Source organism: Luteibacter jiangsuensis, assembly GCF_011742555.1.
Classification (GTDB): Bacteria; Pseudomonadota; Gammaproteobacteria; order Xanthomonadales; family Rhodanobacteraceae; genus Luteibacter; species Luteibacter jiangsuensis.
Genome location: NZ_JAAQQR010000001.1, coordinates 526,359 through 542,991 on the forward strand (window position 1 = coordinate 526,359; position 16,633 = coordinate 542,991).

Consider the following 16,633-nt stretch of genomic DNA (forward strand, 5'->3'; position numbering starts at 1 on the left):
ATCCCCTGTAACGAAAGCAAACGACAACGGCGCATCGTGCACCGGCTCGACCGCGTCCCGCCAGCTCAGGCCTCGGGACGCATGGTCGGGAACAGCAGCACGTCGCGGATGGACGACGAGCCGGTGAGCAGCATCACGAGGCGGTCGATGCCGACGCCGAGGCCGCCGGTGGGCGGCAGACCTACTTCGAGCGCGCGAATGTAGTCGGCGTCGTAGTGCATGGCCTCGTCGTCGCCGGCCTCCTTCGCATCCACCTGGGCCTGGAAGCGTGCCGCCTGGTCTTCGGAATCGTTGAGTTCCGAGAAGCCGTTGGCGATTTCCTTGCCGTTGATGAAGAGCTCGAAGCGATCGGTGATGCCCTTGTCGGTGTCGCTCTCGCGCGCCAGCGGCGAGACTTCCACCGGATGATCGGTGATGAAGGTGGGCTGGACCAGGGTGTGCTCGACGGTGGCTTCGAAGATTTCGAGCAGAAGCTTGCCCCAGCCGTACGAAGGCTTCACATGGATGCCCAGGCGGGCGGCATGGGCGGCCATGGCCTCGCGGTCGCGCAACTCGCCCGGCTTGATCTCGGGGTTGAGTTCGAGCACGGCGTCTTCCATGCGCCAGCGGCGGAAGGCCGGGCCGAGGTCGACGGTGGCGCCATCCCATTCGATGACCGTGCTGCCCACGACGTCTGCCGCGGCCGAACGGATCATGCCCTCGGTGAGGTCCATGACCTCGTGGTACGTGGCATAGGCCTGGTACAACTCCAGCATCGTGAACTCGGGGTTGTGCCGCGTGGACACGCCTTCGTTACGGAAGTTGCGGTTGATCTCGTAGACGCGGTCGAAGCCGCCGACCACCAGGCGCTTCAGGTAAAGCTCCGGCGCCACGCGCAGGAAAAGCGGGATGTCGAGCGCGTTGTGATGCGTGGTGAACGGCCGTGCGGTGGCACCGCCGGGGATCACGTGCATCATCGGCGTTTCCACTTCCATGAAGCGGCGCGGCTCGGCTTCGAGCCAGCGGCGCACGTGGCTGATGATCTTCGAACGAAGCGCGAACGTGCGGCGCGATTCCTCGGTGACGATGAGGTCGACGTAACGCTGGCGATAACGCTGCTCGACGTCGGCCAGGCCGTGGTGCTTGTCCGGCAGGCCGCGCAGCGACTTCGTGAGCAGGCGGATGGCCTCGACCTTGACGGACAACTCGCCCGTCTTGGTACGCATGAGCACGCCGGTGGCCCCGACGATGTCGCCGAGATCCCAGCGCTTGAACGCCTCGTAGCCTTCCTCGCCCACGGTGCCCTGGTGCACGAACAGCTGGATGCGGCCGGTGCCGTCCTGCATCTGCACGAAGCTGACCTTGCCCTGCCCGCGCATGAGGATGATGCGTCCGGCAACAGCCACGCGACGCGGCGCTGCCTCGATGGCCTCGGCGGTCCAGGTGTCCTTGTCGGCGAACTCGTCCTGCAGGTCGCCGGCGAAGCTGTCCACCTTGAAGTCGTTCGGGTAAGCGATGCCCTGCGCGCGCAGCGCTTTCAGTTTCTCGCGACGCTCGGCGATGAGGCGGTTCTCGTCGGCAGCGGTGGCGGAGGCTGTGGCGTTGGCGTTTTCGGTCATGGCTTGGGTTGGTTTCGAGGTGGATGCGGGGGTCGAAGCCCCCGGGGGGTTATCAGGCGTCGATGCGCTTGGAGCCGGCTTCGAGGCCCGCCTTGAGGCTTGCCTCGACGAATTCGTCGAGGTCGCCATCGAGCACCTTCTGGGTGTCGGAGCGTTCGATGCCGGTGCGGAGGTCCTTGATGCGAGACTGGTCGAGCACGTAGTTGCGGATCTGGCTGCCCCAGCCGATGTCGGACTTGGTGGCTTCCAGTGCGTCCTTCTCGGCGTTGCGCTTCTGCACTTCCAGTTCGTACAGCTTCGCCTTCAGCATCTTCATGGCGCGATCGCGGTTGGCGTGCTGGCTGCGCTCGGTCTGGCAAGCCACGACCGTGTTGGTCGGAATATGCGTGATGCGCACCGCCGACTCGGTCTTGTTCACGTGCTGGCCGCCGGCGCCCGACGAACGATAGACGTCGGTCTTGAGGTCGGCCGGATTGATGTCGATCTCGATGTCGTCGTCCACTTCGGGCGACACGAACACCGAGGTGAAACTGGTGTGCCGGCGGTTGTCGGAGTCGAACGGGCTCTTGCGCACCAGGCGGTGCACGCCGATCTCCGTTTTCAGCCAGCCGTAGGCGTAGTCGCCTTCCACACGGAACGTGGCGGACTTGATGCCCGCGACTTCGCCGCCGGAGACTTCCATGAGCTCGGCCTTCCAGCCGCGCGACTCGGCCCAGCGCAGGTACATGCGAAGGAGCATTTCCGCCCAGTCCTGCGCCTCGGTGCCGCCGGCGCCGGCCTGGATGTCGACGAACGCCGGGGCGGCGTCGAGCTTGCCGGAGAACATGCGCTGGAATTCGAGCTTGCTCACGCGGGCGTCGACCTTGTTCAGGTCGTCCACGATGGACTGCACGGTGGCCTCGTCGCCATCGGCGGCCGCCATGTCGAGCAGCTCCTTGGCGTCGTCGAGCGCGGCCGTCATCTCGTCGATGCCGGTGACGATGGTATCGAGCTGGGCGCGTTCGCGGCCGAGCTCCTGGGCGCGCTTCGGGTCGTCCCACACGTTGGGACTCTCGAGTTCGCGGTTGACTTCCTCTAGCCGTTCTTTCTTGACGGCGTAGTCAAAGATACCCCCTAAGCGACTCGACGCGGCCCTTGAGGTCCGCGATCTGCGCGAGGATCGGATTGGTTTCGATCATGGTCGGCTGGCCTGATGGGGCGGCGTCGGAGCACGCCGGCTAAAGCGGGTAATGTTACCAAATGCCTGCCCCTTCCGCATCGCAGCACCCGTAGGAGCGGACCTTGTCCGCGACAGCTTTTCGCGAAAAGCGGCAGGACCTGTTGCCATATCGCGAAAAGCTGTCGCGGGCAGGGCCGCTCCTACACGGGCAAGGCCTCCCGGTGCACGCCGCGCACCGACCGGCCCGAGGGGTCGGCGGAGGCGGCGAACGCGGGGTCCCAGGCCAGGGCCGCCGGCGACGAGCAGGCGATGGACTTGCCGCCCGGCACCGTCGCAGCGCACGCCTCGCCCGGGAAGTGTTTCTCGAAAAGGCAGCGGTAGAAATAGGCTTCCTTCGTGGCCGGCGTGTTGAACGGAAAACGGGACGCCGCCGCGGCGAATTCGCGATCGGACACCTGTTTCTCCGCGTGGTCCTTCAGCCCATCGATCCACCCGTATCCGACGCCGTCACTGAACTGCTCCTTCTGCCGCCAGAGAATCTCCGCCGGAAGGGCGCCGTCGAAGGCCTCGCGCAACACACCCTTCTCGATCCCCTTGCGGGCCACCATCTTGGCGTCGGCATCGAAGCCCATGGCGGTATGCAGGAATTCGAGGTCGAGGAACGGCACGCGCGCCTCCACGCCCCAGGCCGACATCGCCTTGTTCGCACGAAGGCAGTCGTAATACTGCAATGCCTCGAGCTTGCGCACGGTTTCGGCATGAAATTCGCGGGCCGACGGCGCCTTGTGGAAGTACAGATAGCCACCGAAGATCTCGTCCGAACCCTCGCCGGAGAGCACCATCTTCACGCCCATCGCCTTGATCCGACGGGCGAGCAGGAACATGGGCGTGGACGCGCGGATGGTGGTCACGTCGTAGGTTTCGATGTGCCGCACCACCTCGGGCAAGGCGTCCAGGCCTTCCTCCAGCGTGTAGCGGAAACCATGGTGCACGGTGCCGAGAGCGGCCGCCGCGATTTCCGCGGCCTTGAGGTCCGGCGAGCCTTCGAGGCCGATGGCGAAGGAATGCAGGCGTGGCCACCAGGCCTCCGCAACGTCGTCGTCCTCGATGCGGCGGCGCGCGAAGCCGGCGGCCACCGCCGCCACCAGCGAAGAGTCGAGGCCGCCGGACAGCAGCACGCCGTACGGCACGTCGGTCATCATCTGCCGGTGCACCGCCGCCTCGAACGCGGCGCGCAGGACGGGGGGATCGATCGTCCGCCCTTCCGTCGCGGCGTACTCGCGCCAGGCGGGCGACCAGTAGGGCACGGCCTCGCCACGCAGGCTGTCGTAGACGTGGCCCGGCGGGAAGGGCGCCACGTCGGCACACACGCCGACTAGCGCCTTCATCTCCGATGCGACGTACAGACGCCCTTCCCTGTCGTGGCCCCAGTACAGCGGACAGACCCCCAGGGGATCGCGCGCGATGAGGACCCGACGCCGCCGGGCGTCCCACAGGGCAAAGGCGAAGATGCCGTTGAGCGTGTGCACGAAGTCGGCGTCATGCTCGCGGTAGAGGGCGTTGATGACCTCGCAGTCGGAGCCCGTGGTGAACGCATAGTCGCTGGCGGCGCGAATCTCGCGGTGGTTGTAGATCTCGCCGTTCACCGCCAGCGCCAGGTCGCCCTCCGGTGAGCGCAGTGGCTGCGCGCCGCTGGCCGGGTCGACGATGGCCAGGCGCTCGTGCACGAGGATCGCTCCGTCGTCGACATACACGCCACTCCAGTCCGGCCCGCGGTGACGTTGCCGCTGCGACAGTTCCATCGCCCGCGCGCGCAGGGCGACGAGATCGTCGCCGGACGAGAGGCCGAACATTCCCAGAATCGAACACATAGGTCTTGCACTCCTTGTGAGAAAGCACGCAAAGAAAAAAGCCCGCCTTGGGGGCGGGCCTTTCGTGATTCGGATGGTTTCGCCTGAAACCGCCTACACGCCGACCCTCCCGAGGTTCCGGGCACGGTTATTGGTGTTGGCGTTATTGGCGGCGATGCGAAGCATGGGCCGACTAAAGCACGTTACGGACGGCGACGCAAGCACCGGTCAGGCGGCAGCCAGGCGTTCCACCACGCGGCGATAGGCGTTTGCGGAAGACGCCTCGGCCACGTGCGCGAAATCGCGTACGCGCCATTGCCCTCCCACCATCACGTCGCGCACCAGCGGCGTGTTTCCTGCGAACAGGAAGCTGTCCATGACGTCCGCCTCGTCCCTGGCGGCCAGTAACGGCGAACGATCGTCGAGCACAAGCAGATCGGCCCGCGCGCCGGCCGCCAGCCTGGCGATGTCGCTACCGGACGCCTGCGCGCCGCCGACAAGGGCACGCTGCCAGAGTGCCGTGCCCACGCTTTCCTCGGGCAGCCGCGCGGCGACGTTGCGGTGTCGCGTCACCAGGCGCTGTCCGTATTCCAGCCAGCGAAGCTCTTCCACCGGCGAGACGGAAATATGCGAATCCGAACCGATGCCGAATGTGCCGCCCGCATCGATGAAGGCGGCCAGAGGGAAAAGGCCGTCGCCGAGGTTGGCTTCGGTCGTGGGACAGAGGCCGGCCACGGCGCCGCTCTTCGCGATGCGGTCGGTTTCCTGGGCCGTGAGGTGCGTGGCGTGGATCAGTGTCCAACGGGCGTCCACGTCGGCGTGGTCCAGCAACCATTCCACCGGCCGCGCGTGACGCACGGCAAGGCAATCCTGCACCTCGCCGATCTGCTCGGCGATGTGGATGTGCACCGGAAGCCCTTGGGCGATACCCGTCGCGAGGAGCGCGCGCATGGCGTCTTCGGGCACGGCGCGCAGTGAGTGCAGCGCCATGCCCAGCGTGAACATGTCGTCCTGCATCGGCGCCAGGCGCTCCAGCAAACTCACGAAGCTGCCCACGTCGTGACGGAAACGCCGTTGCCGTTCCGAGAGTGGCCGGCCGTCGAAGCCGCCCGTCATGTAGAGCACCGGCAGCAACGTGAGACCGATGCCGGCCTCCCTCGCCGCCTCCACGAGTGCCAGCGACATGGCAGCCGGATCGGCGTAAGGAACGCCGCGCGGTCCGTGGTGCAGGTAATGGAACTCGCAGACCTGGGTATAGCCCGCCTTCACCATCTCGACGTACAGCTGTGTGGCGATGGCTTTCAGGTCGTCGGGATCGATCGCCTCCGCGAAGGCGTACATGGTTTCGCGCCAGGTCCAGAAGCTGTCCTCGCCCGGTCCGCGTCGCTCCGCCAGCCCGGCCATCGCGCGCTGGAATGCGTGCGAATGGAGGTTGGGCATGCCCGGCAGCACAAACCGGCCGATGCGCGTCGCATCGCCTGCCGCCGGACTGAACCGCCCTGATGCGATGCCAAGCGCGACATCGTCCCCGGCACGCCACGCGCCGCCTTGCCAGAGAAAGTCTGCGCTTATGGCGGTATTCGACATGACGTCATTCCTGCGACCGGGGATGCGGCATGGTACTCCGTGCCGCCGTTGTGCAGCGGCCGAAACTTTCAGGGAAGGCAGCGGTGGAGTCGCTGGCGCATAATAAGACGATGAACGAGAGCAAGGCTTCACAGCCGCCCAAATTGCTGCTTCGCCTGGCCCGCCCCGCCGACGTTCCGGAACTCGTGGCGCTCACCGCCCGCGTGTACACGGCGGAATGGGGCCACTCCGCCGAAATGCTGCATGGCCAGCAGACGCACTTTCCCGAAGGCCAGTTCGTCGTCGAATACGAAGGCCGCATCGTGGGTTTCTGCGCCACGTTCCGCATCGCCGAGACAGTGGCCCTCGCGCCGCACACCTGGATGCAGATCACCGGCGGCGGGTTCGCTTCGCGCCACGACCCGGAGGGCGACTGGCTCTACGGCATGGAGGTGGTGGTGCATCCCGACTACCGGGGCATGCGCATCGGACAGCGCCTCTATATGGCGCGCAAGCGGCTGTGCACCGACCTCAAGCTGCGCGGCATCGTCTTCGGCGGGCGCATTCCGGGGCTGGCCCGCGCCATCGGCCGCTACGGCAGCGCCGAGGCCTATGTCCAGGCGGTGGTCGAGGGCAGCCGCCGCGATCCCACGCTCAGCTTCCAGCTGCGCAACGGCTTCGAGGTGATCGGCCTGCTCCGCGGCTACGTGCCGTCCGACCACGAATCGCTCGGCTATGCGGCGCACCTGGTCTGGCGCAACCCGCACCGTCTCGACCAACCCGACATGCCACGCGTGTCGCAAAGCCACCGCCTGCCCGACAACGTGCGGGTCGCCTCCGTGCAGTACCAGCAGCGCCGTATCTCTTCGTTCGCCGAGTTCGCCACCCAGGTGGAGTACTTCGTGGATATCGCCGCGGATTACGACGCCGACTTCGTCGCCTTTCCAGAGCTGCTCACGCTGCAACTGCTGTCCATCGAGAACGCGGAACTGTCGCCGGTGGATTCGATCCGCCGCCTTTCGGAATACACCGACGAGGTCAAGGCGCTGTTCCACCGGCTGGCGGTGCACTACAACATCAATATCGTGGGCGGGTCGCATCCCACGCGGCAACCGAATGGCGACATCCACAATGTCTGCTATGTGTGCCTGCGCGACGGCTCCATCCACGAGCGCGAGAAACTGCATCCCACACCGAGCGAGCGCAATGTCTGGAACATCACCGGCGGCGACGCCGCGGCCACGATCCAGACCGACTGCGGCCCCATCGGCGTGATGATCTGCTACGACTCCGAATTTCCCGAAGTGGCGCGCCACCTCACCGACCAGGGTGCATTGATCCTGTTCGTCCCCTTCTGCACGGACGTGCGCGAGGGTTACCTCCGCGTGCGCTACTGCTCCCAGGCACGCGCCATCGAGAACCAATGCTATGTCGTCCTTTCCGGTAACGTGGGGAATCTTCCAGGCGTGAACAATTTCGATATCCAGTACGGGCAGAGCTGCATCCTCACGCCCAGCGACTTTCCCTTCGCGCGCGACGGCGTCGCCGCCGATTCCACTCCGAACATCGAAACCGTGCTGTTCGCCGACCTCCGCCTGGAGAACCTCGCCCGTGCGCGCAATTCGGGTGCGGTGCAGAACCTCAAGGACCGCCGCTACGACCTCTACGAAGTGCGCTGGGCGCGCAGCACGGAGGTGAAATGAGCGACACGCCGGAAACGGAGCCGGTTCCGGCTGCCTCGCCCCTCGAACGACTTCGCGGCCATGCCTGGCTCTCGCCGGCGCAATGGCGGCGCCGCCTGCTTTTCTGGACCGGCGCGGTCATGGTCGGGTTGTCCGCGGTCTTCTTTGCCAAGGCCGCCGACTTCGCGTTCGAGCTGTTTCGCGGGGTGTCGTCCCATGGCTGGTGGGTGCCGCTGCTCATCACGCCGCCCACGTTCGCCCTGCTCTGCTGGCTCACCCAGGGGGCCATGAAGGCCACCCGCGGTTCCGGCATCCCGCAGGCCATCGCAACGCTGGAGGTCGAGGACGAAGCCTTCCGCACCCGCCTGCTCTCGCTGAAGATCGCCGTGGGCAAGATGGCGCTCACGCTGGGAGCGCTTCTCGGTGGCGCCTCGGTCGGGCGCGAAGGGCCCACGGTACATGTCGGCGCCGGTCTGCTCTATTCGCTCGGACGCCGCTTCGGTTTCGACGAACCCGCCGCGGCGGGGCGCTTCATCCTCGCCGGTTCGGCAGCTGGACTCGCCGCGGCGTTCAACACGCCGCTGGCGGGCGTCGTGTTCGCCATCGAGGAAATGTCCGGCACGTTCGAGCACCGCATGAGCGGCACCCTGCTCACGGCCGTGATCGTCGCCGGCGTGGTGTCCCTCGGCGTGGTGGGCAACTACGCCTATTTCGGCGAGATCGCCGCCGGGCTCCCGCTGGGCCGAGCCTGGATCGCGGTGCTGCTCACCGGCCTGGTGGGCGGCCTTGCGGGCGGGCTGTTCGCCCGCCTGATCCTGCCCTCGGCCAGGGGCTTTCGCGGCTTCGTCGGGCGACTGCGCGGGTACAACCCGGTCGTGTTCGCCGGTGCCTGCGGGCTCGCGCTCGTGCTGCTGAGCTTCCTGAGCACGCATGGGCTTTACGGCACGGGCTACGGCCAGGCACGCGACATCCTGCAGGGCCATGGCGATACCGGTCCCTTCTTCGGCGTACTGAAGTTCTTCGGCAACATCGCCTCGTCGTGGGCCGGCATTCCGGGCGGCATCTTTTCGCCGGCCCTCGCCGTGGGTGCCGGCCTCGGAGGAAACATCGCCAGCCTGATGCCGGGCGCCGATCACGCGGCCATCGTGCTGCTCGGCATGGCCGCATACCTTTCCGGGGTGACGCAATCGCCGCTCACTGCCGCCGTCATTTCCCTCGAACTCACGGCCAACCGGCAGATGGCGCTACCGATCATGGCCGCCTGCCTGCTTGCCCGCGCCGTGTCGGCGCTGGTGTGTCGCGTGCCGGTGTACAAGGCTCTCGCCAACGAACTCGTGACGCAGTACGAGGAGGAGCGCGCGCGACGCGAGTCTCCCGTCGCCGAGGGCAATGCATGACTGTCGATCCGCGCTGGGACCACCTGCTTCTCGACGTCGGCCTGGCCACGCTGCTCGACAACGGCGTGCCCTATGGTGCCGTCGAGCACGGTGCCATCGGCTGGCGCGACGGAAGGATCGCCTTTGCCGGCCCCGTCACCGAACTGGCAGGCGAACCGCACGAACTCGCCCGTCATGTCGAGTCGCTGCCCGGCACCTGGGTCACGCCCGGACTCGTCGACTGCCACACGCACCTCGTCTTCGCGAGCGATCGCGCGCAGGAATTCGAGCAGCGGCTCGAGGGCGCCTCGTACGAAGAGATCGCCCGCGCGGGCGGCGGCATCGTTTCCAGCGTGCGTGCCACGCGTGCCGCGAGCGAGGACGAACTGCTGCGCCAGTCGCTGCCGCGCGCGAAGGCACTGCTCGCGGACGGCGTCACCACACTGGAAATCAAATCGGGCTACGGCCTGGAACCCGACGCCGAGCGCCGCATGCTGCGCGCGGCAAGGCGCATCGGCGAGGAGCTGGGCATCGACGTGCGCACCAGTTTCCTCGGTCTGCATGCGCTTCCGCCGGAATATGCAGGGCGACGCGACGACTATGTGTCGCTTGTCTGCGACATCATGCTGCCGTCGCTCGCGGCGGAGGAACTGGTCGATGCCGTGGACGCGTTCTGCGAAGGCATCGGCTTCACCGCCGAAGAAACGGAAAGGCTCTTCACGAAGGCCACCGCGCTGGGGCTGCCGGTGAAGCTGCACGCCGAGCAGCTTTCCGACCTCGGCGGCGCGGCGCTCGTGGCGCATTACGGTGGTCTGTCCGCCGACCATCTCGAATGGACGAGTGACGACGGCGTGCGGGCCATGGCCGAGGCCGGCACGGTCGCCGTGTTGCTGCCCGGAGCGTACTACGCGCTTCGCGACACCCGGCCGCCGCCGGTCGACGCCTTTCGCCGCCACAACGTGCCCATGGCGGTCGCCACGGACCTGAATCCCGGCACGTCGCCGCTGCTGTCGCTGCGTCTCGCCATGGGCATGGCGTGCACGCTGTTCCGGCTTACACCCGAAGAAGCATTGCGAGGCGCGACGGTGAACGCCGCGCGCGCCCTCGGCCTCGCCGATCGCGGCACGCTCGCGGCAGGCCAGCGCGCCGATCTGGCAGTGTGGAACATCCGCCACCTTCCCGAGCTCTGCTATTGGATCGGCGGCAACCTGCTCAGGGAAAGCTGGCTCGGCGGCGAGCGCGTGCTTCTGTAGGCGCCATCCGCGCAAACTTTCCGAAAAGTTCCATCGATCCCCTGGAATCGAGTCCGTAACATCGTCGACGCTTTGCCTGTTGCAAACGCTGAGGAATGTCGTTGAAGGGTTCATGGTCGTCCCTCGCCGGGGCGCGCGTCGTCGTACGTCTCGTCGCCTGCGCATGGCTGGCCTGCGCCATGACGGCGTGCGGCGGGCGCGAGCAACACGAGGAAGAACGTGCCCGGCGCGCACGGCAGATGCGCGACGTGTCGCGCATGCTTGACGCCATGGAAGCGGACACGACGCCCGCGGCATCCCATGGCGCACCGATGGCCGCGCCGCTACTTCCGCCCCACCCCGCCACCACGATCACGCCGGACGACGATCCTTCGCTGCCGTTGCTGGCAATAGGTGCGATTGCCGTCGCGGGCGGGCTGGCCATACCGGCGCTAGCAACCTTCGCATGGCGCCGACGCAAGCGCCTCTTCGTCCCGCGCCCGAGCGCATCTTCCGACCGGCCCTCTGCGACCGATCCACCGCTCACCTCCGCCCCGGTGACGCATCCCGACCGGACGATGCTTCCGCCGACTTGGGTCTACTGCGGTTCGTCGTTTGAAACACCGCGTATTCAGGTCGCGGACGACCCGGTGAGCCTGCTCGTGGTGCCTATGGCGACGGCGCCGCCCGCGAGGGCCGACCCATGGGACACGTGCGTGCGCGAGGCGCGTGCGCTTCCGCGCCACGATGCCGAAGCGCTCCTGGCGCGCGTGGAAAACCAAGTGCGGGCGACACTGGATGACGCAGACGATCGCGCGCGCCCCATGCTGCTTGCACAGTGGATGCGAATCCGCCTCGCCCGTGCCGAACGGCTTTCCGGCGCCACACGCCTGTTCGCGATGCGCGAACTGGTCGCAGCCATCGAAGGCGATCCGGCCGCGAACGATCCTGTCGCGATCGATGCGCGCATCGAAGCGCAACTCGCGTGGGCATCCTGGATGCGGGGCGATGCCGCCGCTTCACGGCTCGCCGAAGCGGAACGCCTGTGCACCATGCTGCGCGACGACGATTCCCGATCCGCCGCGCTCGCGTTACGACGAAAGGGCCAGATATTCGTGCAGCGAGCCGAGCTCGCGCGGGGGCGGCAAGCGCTCGCCGACATGGAGCGTGCGCAGACCTGCTTCGATGAGGCACACACGCTGTCGCCGGATGCGGAAACGGCGCTGCTCGTAGCGCGAACCGCGCTGCACCGGGCACGCTCGCTATCGCCGGCGGACGCGGCGGACGCGGCGGACGCATGCGCGCATGCGCTCATGCATGCCTTCCTCGCCGAACACGAACCCGACTGTCGCGCCGAAGCCCTTGCCTGCCGGCTCGACATCCAGTTGGTTTACGCCGCGCTCGCCGCGGACGATTACGGTCACGCCGGTGTGACCGCGTCTCTCGGACGCGACCTGGAAGCGGCCGGCCCGCTCGCACCGGCCGCGCGCATGGCACTCGCCGAAGCCTGCCTGCGCGAAGGCGACCACGCGAAAGCCGCAGGCCTGTGCGAATCGATCTGGGGTGACGGCGGCGCCCAACCGAGGCTGCTGAACCTCTGGCGCGACGCATGCGATCGCTGGGGCCGCAGCGAAGACCACGACCGACCGGCGCTCGCGCGCTCCCTCCGCCGACTCGCCATCGCCCGATCCACCTTGTAACCCCACCGAGCCTCGCCATGCTTCCTCTTGCCAGCGTCACCCCGCCCTTCTGGTCCACACGCTACGGTATCGCCGCCGCCGTTGCGGTCGACGATCCCGTGACCCGCTCCCTGCAGCTCTACGGCGAATGGGCCGAACACGAAACCATCCTGCTCAGTGGACTGATCGAGGAAGGCCACACCGTGCTCGAATTCGGCGGCGACTTCGCCGCGCATGCTTTGTGGATGTCCCACGTCGTCGGTCCGAAAGGCGAGGTGCATATCGCCGAACCGCGCCGCATCCGCTTTCAGCAAGCCTGCGCGAACGTGGCCATCAACGGACTGGGCAACGTGTTCACTCACCCGGTGTGGCTCGGACGGGACAAGAGCAGCGCCGCCCTCGACACGATGACACCGATCGACGGCGCGAGCGCCAACGAGAAGATTCGTATCGTCACGATCGACAGCCTTCGACTCGACGCGCTCCACCTCATCAAGGTGAACCAGCCGCACGCACTGGCGAATATGCTCGCCGGTGCATCCGAAACACTTCGCACGTACCGCCCTCTGCTCTACGCCCGCCTCTCCGGTCTGGACACGGCCCAGGCCGAAGTGGATGCCATCAAGGCGCTCGGCTACCGCGTGTGGTCGCACGTGCCCTACCTGTTCAACATCGACAACCACGCCGGCGTGGAAGCGAACATCTTCCCCGGCATGGTTCTGCAGAACGTCATCGCCGCCCCGGCCGACAGCCGTTTCGAATTCGCCGAACGGCTGGAACTCTAGTAGCTCTGGGCACCGGTGCATCGCAGGCTTTTGCGAAGTCCGACGCGCAGGTAAACGCGCTCTGGCAGTTCCGTGCGCAGACAGGCCGTAGTAAGCCAACGCGCGTGAAGCTTCGCCCAGACACCACTAAGGCAAAGGCAACCCCGATGTCGCGAGCATTCCTCGACGCTTCCCTGAAGACTGTGCTGGCCGCCGCCATCGTTGCGGCGCTAGCCGCCTGCAACCGCGAGCCGCCGGAGCAAGCCGCCGATGTGCCGCCACCCGCCCAAAGCGCTGCCGCGCCGGTGCAGGCAGCACCGTACCAGCGCCCGACGGCCGATCAGCTCTACGCCCTCGTCGCGCCCATCGCCCTCTTCCCCGATAACCTCGTGGCGCAGACTCTCGCCGCTTCGACGCATCCGGATCAGGTCGGCGATGCGCGGCAGTTCATCCAGGATCATCGCGATCTCACCGGTGCGGCACTGATCGATGCCGCGGACGGTCAACCGTGGGATCCCAGCGTGAAGTCGCTGGTTGCCTTCCCCGCCGTTCTCGACCAGATGGCGAACAATGGCGAGTGGACCGACGCGCTCGGCCAGGCGTACGCCAACGAGCCGTCCGACGTGATGAATGCGATCCAGGTGATGCGCTCGCGTGCGCAGGCGAAAGGCAATCTGAGGAGCACGGCGCAGCAGAAGGTGCGGGTGGTGGAGCGCGAGGCGCCCGTCTCGCAGACACAGGTGGTCGAAACGGACGAGATCGTCGGTCCGCCTGCGCAGACCATCGAGATCGAACCTGCGGACCCGGACGTGGTGTACGTGCCCGATTACGATCCCGATGTGGTTTATGGCGAGCCGGTGTATTCCCGCGTGTACGAGACTCGCTACATCGAACCCCGCCCCGATTATCGCGATGCCGTCGTCGCAGGCGTCATCGGCTTCGGCACGGGCATTCTGGTCGGCGAGCTCTTTGCCCACCACGAACACCGGGACCGGCCGTGGGGCTGGGACAGCTGGCACACCTCATGGGGCGGCTACCGCGATGGCGGCCGGCCGACCGTGGTGTACGACAACCATCCCTATGTCGTGAACCGCACCGTGGTGAACAACCGCTACGTCGATCGCTCGGTGCACATCGACAACCGGCACGACTTCGGCAACACCTATAACCGCCCCGGCCTGCCGGCTCCCGGGCCGGGTCCGGGCCAGGGACCGCACCCCGCGTTCGCTCCACAAGGTGCCGGTGGCCCGCCGCAGCGGCCGTTCCAGCCAGACTATGCGCACATGCAGCGCCCCAACTTCGCACCCAGTGCGTTGCACGCCACCGCGCCCAACGCGCACCCGGCGCTGCCGCCACCACGCCCGAACATTCCCAATGTCGGCCAGGCCGGCCGTCCGTTCCCGGGTGCACCGGGACAGCCCGGGCAGCAGCCGGTCCAGCCGGGTCGCGTCGCCGATCACGAACGTTTCGCCGACCATCTGCCGCCGCAGGCGAGACAGGCTGCGGCCGCCCCGGCAGCACAAGGCCAACCGCGTCCGCTCCCGCACGCCCCGCAGGAGCCGCGCGGGCAGATGCAGCCGCCCCACGCGCAGCCGCAGTTCGTACAGCATGCGCCGCCCATGCCGCGCAACGACGCCCCAAGGTTCGAGCACCAGGCACAGCCCCAGCGGGAAGCGGAACGGCGGCAGCCACCACGGGAACAGCAGGTCCAGCCGCCGCGTCCGCAGCCGCAGTCCCAGCCCGAGAGGCAGTTCGCGGCGCCTCGGCCGCAGCCCGAACAACGCTTCGAAGCGCCTCGCGAGATGGCGCACATGCCCCAGCCGCGCCCGGAGGCACCTCGTCCTCAGCCACAACGTCCGCAGCCACAAGAACACCACGAGCAACCGCACCCGGCGCCGCCGCAGCACCACGACGACCACAAGAAGCACGACAACTGACGCCCTGGCGCCAACAAAAAGCCCCGCTCGAAGCGGGGCTTTTCGTCTCACGCATTGGGAAGACTTACGCCTTCTTGCGCGGTGCGGCCTTCTTGGCGGCAGGCTTGGCCGTGGCCGGCTTCGCAACGGCGGCGCCGGTGACGACGTCGATGTGCGGACGGGCATTGCCGTAGCTGGAACGGTAGATCTTGCCGCGACGGGTGCGGCGGTCGCCCTTGCCCATGGGAAACTCCTTGATTCGTAATGATGGAGAGGAACGGCCGGCCATCGTATCAGCGGCCGCGCAAAGCGCAAGTGGAGCCGTTCAGTGTACGTGGCGCGTGCCCTTGCCGCAGCCCAGCTGCTCGTCCGGACAGGGGCCGGGATCGAACTGGACGGTGGCATGGTCCACCCGCCAACGCTCGCTGAGCATGCGCTTGATGGCCGTCAGCACGCGAGCCTGATCGGCGCGTTGCGCGCCGGGCGCCAGCTCCGCATGCAGGGTAGCCATCCGCGAGCCCGCCGTGACCTGCCACACGTGCACGTGGTGGATGCTCACGATGCCGGCGTCCGCGCCGTGCAGCTCCTGCCGGACCACGGCCAGATCGACGCCCTCCGGCGTACCTTCCAGCAGGATGTGGCCGGATCGGCGCACCAGCGACCAGGCACTGCGCAGGATCAGGAGCGACACCAGGACGGATAGCACCGGATCGGCCCAGTTCCAGCCCATCCAGCGCACAGCCAGCGCCGCGAGCACGGCAGCCACCGAGCCAAGCAAGTCGCCCAGCACGTGCAGGCTGGCGCCCGCCACGTTGACGTCGTCGGGATCGTGGCCGTGCAGGACGCGCAGTACCACCACGTTGGCGACCAGTCCGAGCGCCGCGACCACCAGCATCACCCCCGAGAGGATGGGCTGCGGCGAGAACAGGCGTTGCACTGCCTCGTACACGATGAAAGCAACCAGGGCGAACTGCGTCAGGGCGTTCACGAAGCCCGCCAGCACCTCGATGCGCCCGTAGCCGTAGGTGCGCCGCGCATCGGCGGGCCGTGCCGCGAATCGCGCCCCAAGGAACGCCAGCAGCAGCGCCAGTGCGTCGACCAGCATGTGACCGGCGTCCGCGAGCAGCGCCAGCGACCCGGACACGATGCCGCCCGCCGCTTCCAGCAGCAGCATCAGCAGGGTCAGGACGAACGCGAACAGCAGCTTGCCTTCGCTCCTTCCCGCGGCATGAGCGTGATCGTGATCGTGCGCATGCGGATGGGTGTGGTCGTGTGCCATGGGCGAAGGCTAGGAAATAGCGGCGCGGTTACACAATCACGGATGCGCGCAGGAAGGGCCATGGATGTGGCCGGCGTGCTCGCTGCGGTCGACGCGCAGGTTCACGAAGTGGGCCGTGGCGACGAGCAGACCACCGCACGTGACCAGCACGCTGTGCACGAGCAGCGAATGCGCGTGCAGGAACGTGACGCCCAGCACCAGCAGAAGCAGGCCCGGAATGGCGAACAGCAGGGGCAGCCGCCGGCGATGTCGCCGGTATCCGGAGATGAGCGCCGCACTGGCAAGCACCGACGCGAAAGCGACGAAGCCCGCCTCGAAACGGTGATCTGCAAGGAACGACAGGCCGAGCAGGGGCAGCAGCGCGATGACGAACGGCAGCGCGGCGCAATGGATGGCGCAAAGGAACGAAGCTGTGGCGCCCAGGCGGTCGGCGGCATGCCACCAACGGCGAGGTGTTTCCTGCTCAGCGGACGGGTCGGTCATGGAAGACATAGCGTGACTTGTTGCACGGGTCGAGGCAAGTAATGATACT

13 protein-coding genes are annotated in these 16,633 nt (G+C 67.3%); 6 read left to right on the top strand and 7 right to left on the bottom strand.

All coding sequences use genetic code 11. From position 1 onward, the window contains the following. Positions 1–65: 65 nt before the first annotated feature. The 4 genes from lysS to HBF26_RS02195 all read right to left on the bottom strand — a co-directional run bounded on the left by lysS (position 66) and on the right by HBF26_RS02195 (position 6,194). Complete coding sequence (lysS, locus tag HBF26_RS02180) at positions 66–1,598, bottom strand: lysine--tRNA ligase (RefSeq protein WP_167122603.1); 1,533 nt, start codon at positions 1,596–1,598, stop codon at positions 66–68. A gap of 52 nt (positions 1,599–1,650) precedes the next feature. After that, positions 1,651–2,776 (bottom strand): peptide chain release factor 2 gene (gene prfB, locus HBF26_RS02185; RefSeq protein ID WP_167122605.1). Its coding sequence is split into 2 segments (ribosomal slippage): positions 1,651–2,700 and positions 2,702–2,776, totalling 1,125 coding nucleotides; the frame shifts between segments, so codons are not numbered across the junction. Between the two features lie 181 nt (positions 2,777–2,957). Then, positions 2,958–4,628: an asparagine synthase B gene (gene asnB / locus HBF26_RS02190; protein ID WP_167122607.1), complete on the bottom strand. Its 1,671-nt coding sequence runs from the start codon at positions 4,626–4,628 to the stop codon at positions 2,958–2,960. A 207-nt stretch (positions 4,629–4,835) separates the two neighbouring features. Next, complete coding sequence (locus tag HBF26_RS02195; protein ID WP_167122609.1) at positions 4,836–6,194, bottom strand: formimidoylglutamate deiminase; 1,359 nt, start codon at positions 6,192–6,194, stop codon at positions 4,836–4,838. Positions 6,195–6,304: 110 nt separating this feature from the next. Here HBF26_RS02195 and HBF26_RS02200 point away from each other — a divergent pair, with 110 nt between their 5' ends. The 6 genes from HBF26_RS02200 to HBF26_RS02225 all read left to right on the top strand — a co-directional run bounded on the left by HBF26_RS02200 (position 6,305) and on the right by HBF26_RS02225 (position 14,843). Next, a complete protein-coding gene (locus tag HBF26_RS02200) occupies positions 6,305–7,876 on the top strand; it encodes a bifunctional GNAT family N-acetyltransferase/carbon-nitrogen hydrolase family protein (RefSeq protein ID WP_167122611.1) in 1,572 nt (523 codons plus the stop codon). Next, on the top strand, positions 7,873–9,252 hold the full coding sequence (locus HBF26_RS02205) for a chloride channel protein (RefSeq protein ID WP_167122613.1): 1,380 nt from the start codon (positions 7,873–7,875) through the stop codon (positions 9,250–9,252). Before HBF26_RS02200 ends, HBF26_RS02205 begins: the two co-directional genes overlap by 4 nt. Further along, a complete protein-coding gene (hutI, locus tag HBF26_RS02210) occupies positions 9,249–10,484 on the top strand; it encodes an imidazolonepropionase (protein WP_167122615.1) in 1,236 nt (411 codons plus the stop codon). Before HBF26_RS02205 ends, hutI begins: the two co-directional genes overlap by 4 nt. A gap of 101 nt (positions 10,485–10,585) precedes the next feature. Continuing rightward, positions 10,586–12,163: a hypothetical protein gene (locus HBF26_RS02215; protein WP_167122617.1), complete on the top strand. Its 1,578-nt coding sequence runs from the start codon at positions 10,586–10,588 to the stop codon at positions 12,161–12,163. Positions 12,164–12,180: 17 nt separating this feature from the next. After that, positions 12,181–12,927, top strand: coding sequence for a class I SAM-dependent methyltransferase (locus HBF26_RS02220; protein WP_167122619.1), 747 nt, complete (start codon positions 12,181–12,183; stop codon positions 12,925–12,927). A gap of 146 nt (positions 12,928–13,073) precedes the next feature. Continuing rightward, on the top strand, positions 13,074–14,843 hold the full coding sequence (locus HBF26_RS02225; protein WP_167122621.1) for a DUF3300 domain-containing protein: 1,770 nt from the start codon (positions 13,074–13,076) through the stop codon (positions 14,841–14,843). Positions 14,844–14,907: 64 nt separating this feature from the next. Here the strand turns inward: HBF26_RS02225 and HBF26_RS02230 are convergent, their stop codons facing one another. The 3 genes from HBF26_RS02230 to HBF26_RS02240 form a co-directional block, all read right to left on the bottom strand. Then, complete coding sequence (locus HBF26_RS02230) at positions 14,908–15,066, bottom strand: 30S ribosomal protein THX (protein ID WP_167026439.1); 159 nt, start codon at positions 15,064–15,066, stop codon at positions 14,908–14,910. A gap of 81 nt (positions 15,067–15,147) precedes the next feature. Then, positions 15,148–16,101, bottom strand: coding sequence for a cation diffusion facilitator family transporter (locus HBF26_RS02235; RefSeq protein WP_167122623.1), 954 nt, complete (start codon positions 16,099–16,101; stop codon positions 15,148–15,150). 36 nt (positions 16,102–16,137) lie between these two features. Beyond that, positions 16,138–16,593 carry a MerC domain-containing protein gene (locus HBF26_RS02240; RefSeq protein WP_425482960.1) on the bottom strand — a complete coding sequence of 152 codons (456 nt, stop codon included), beginning with the start codon at positions 16,591–16,593 and terminating at the stop codon, positions 16,138–16,140. Between the last annotated feature and the right edge of the window lie 40 nt (positions 16,594–16,633).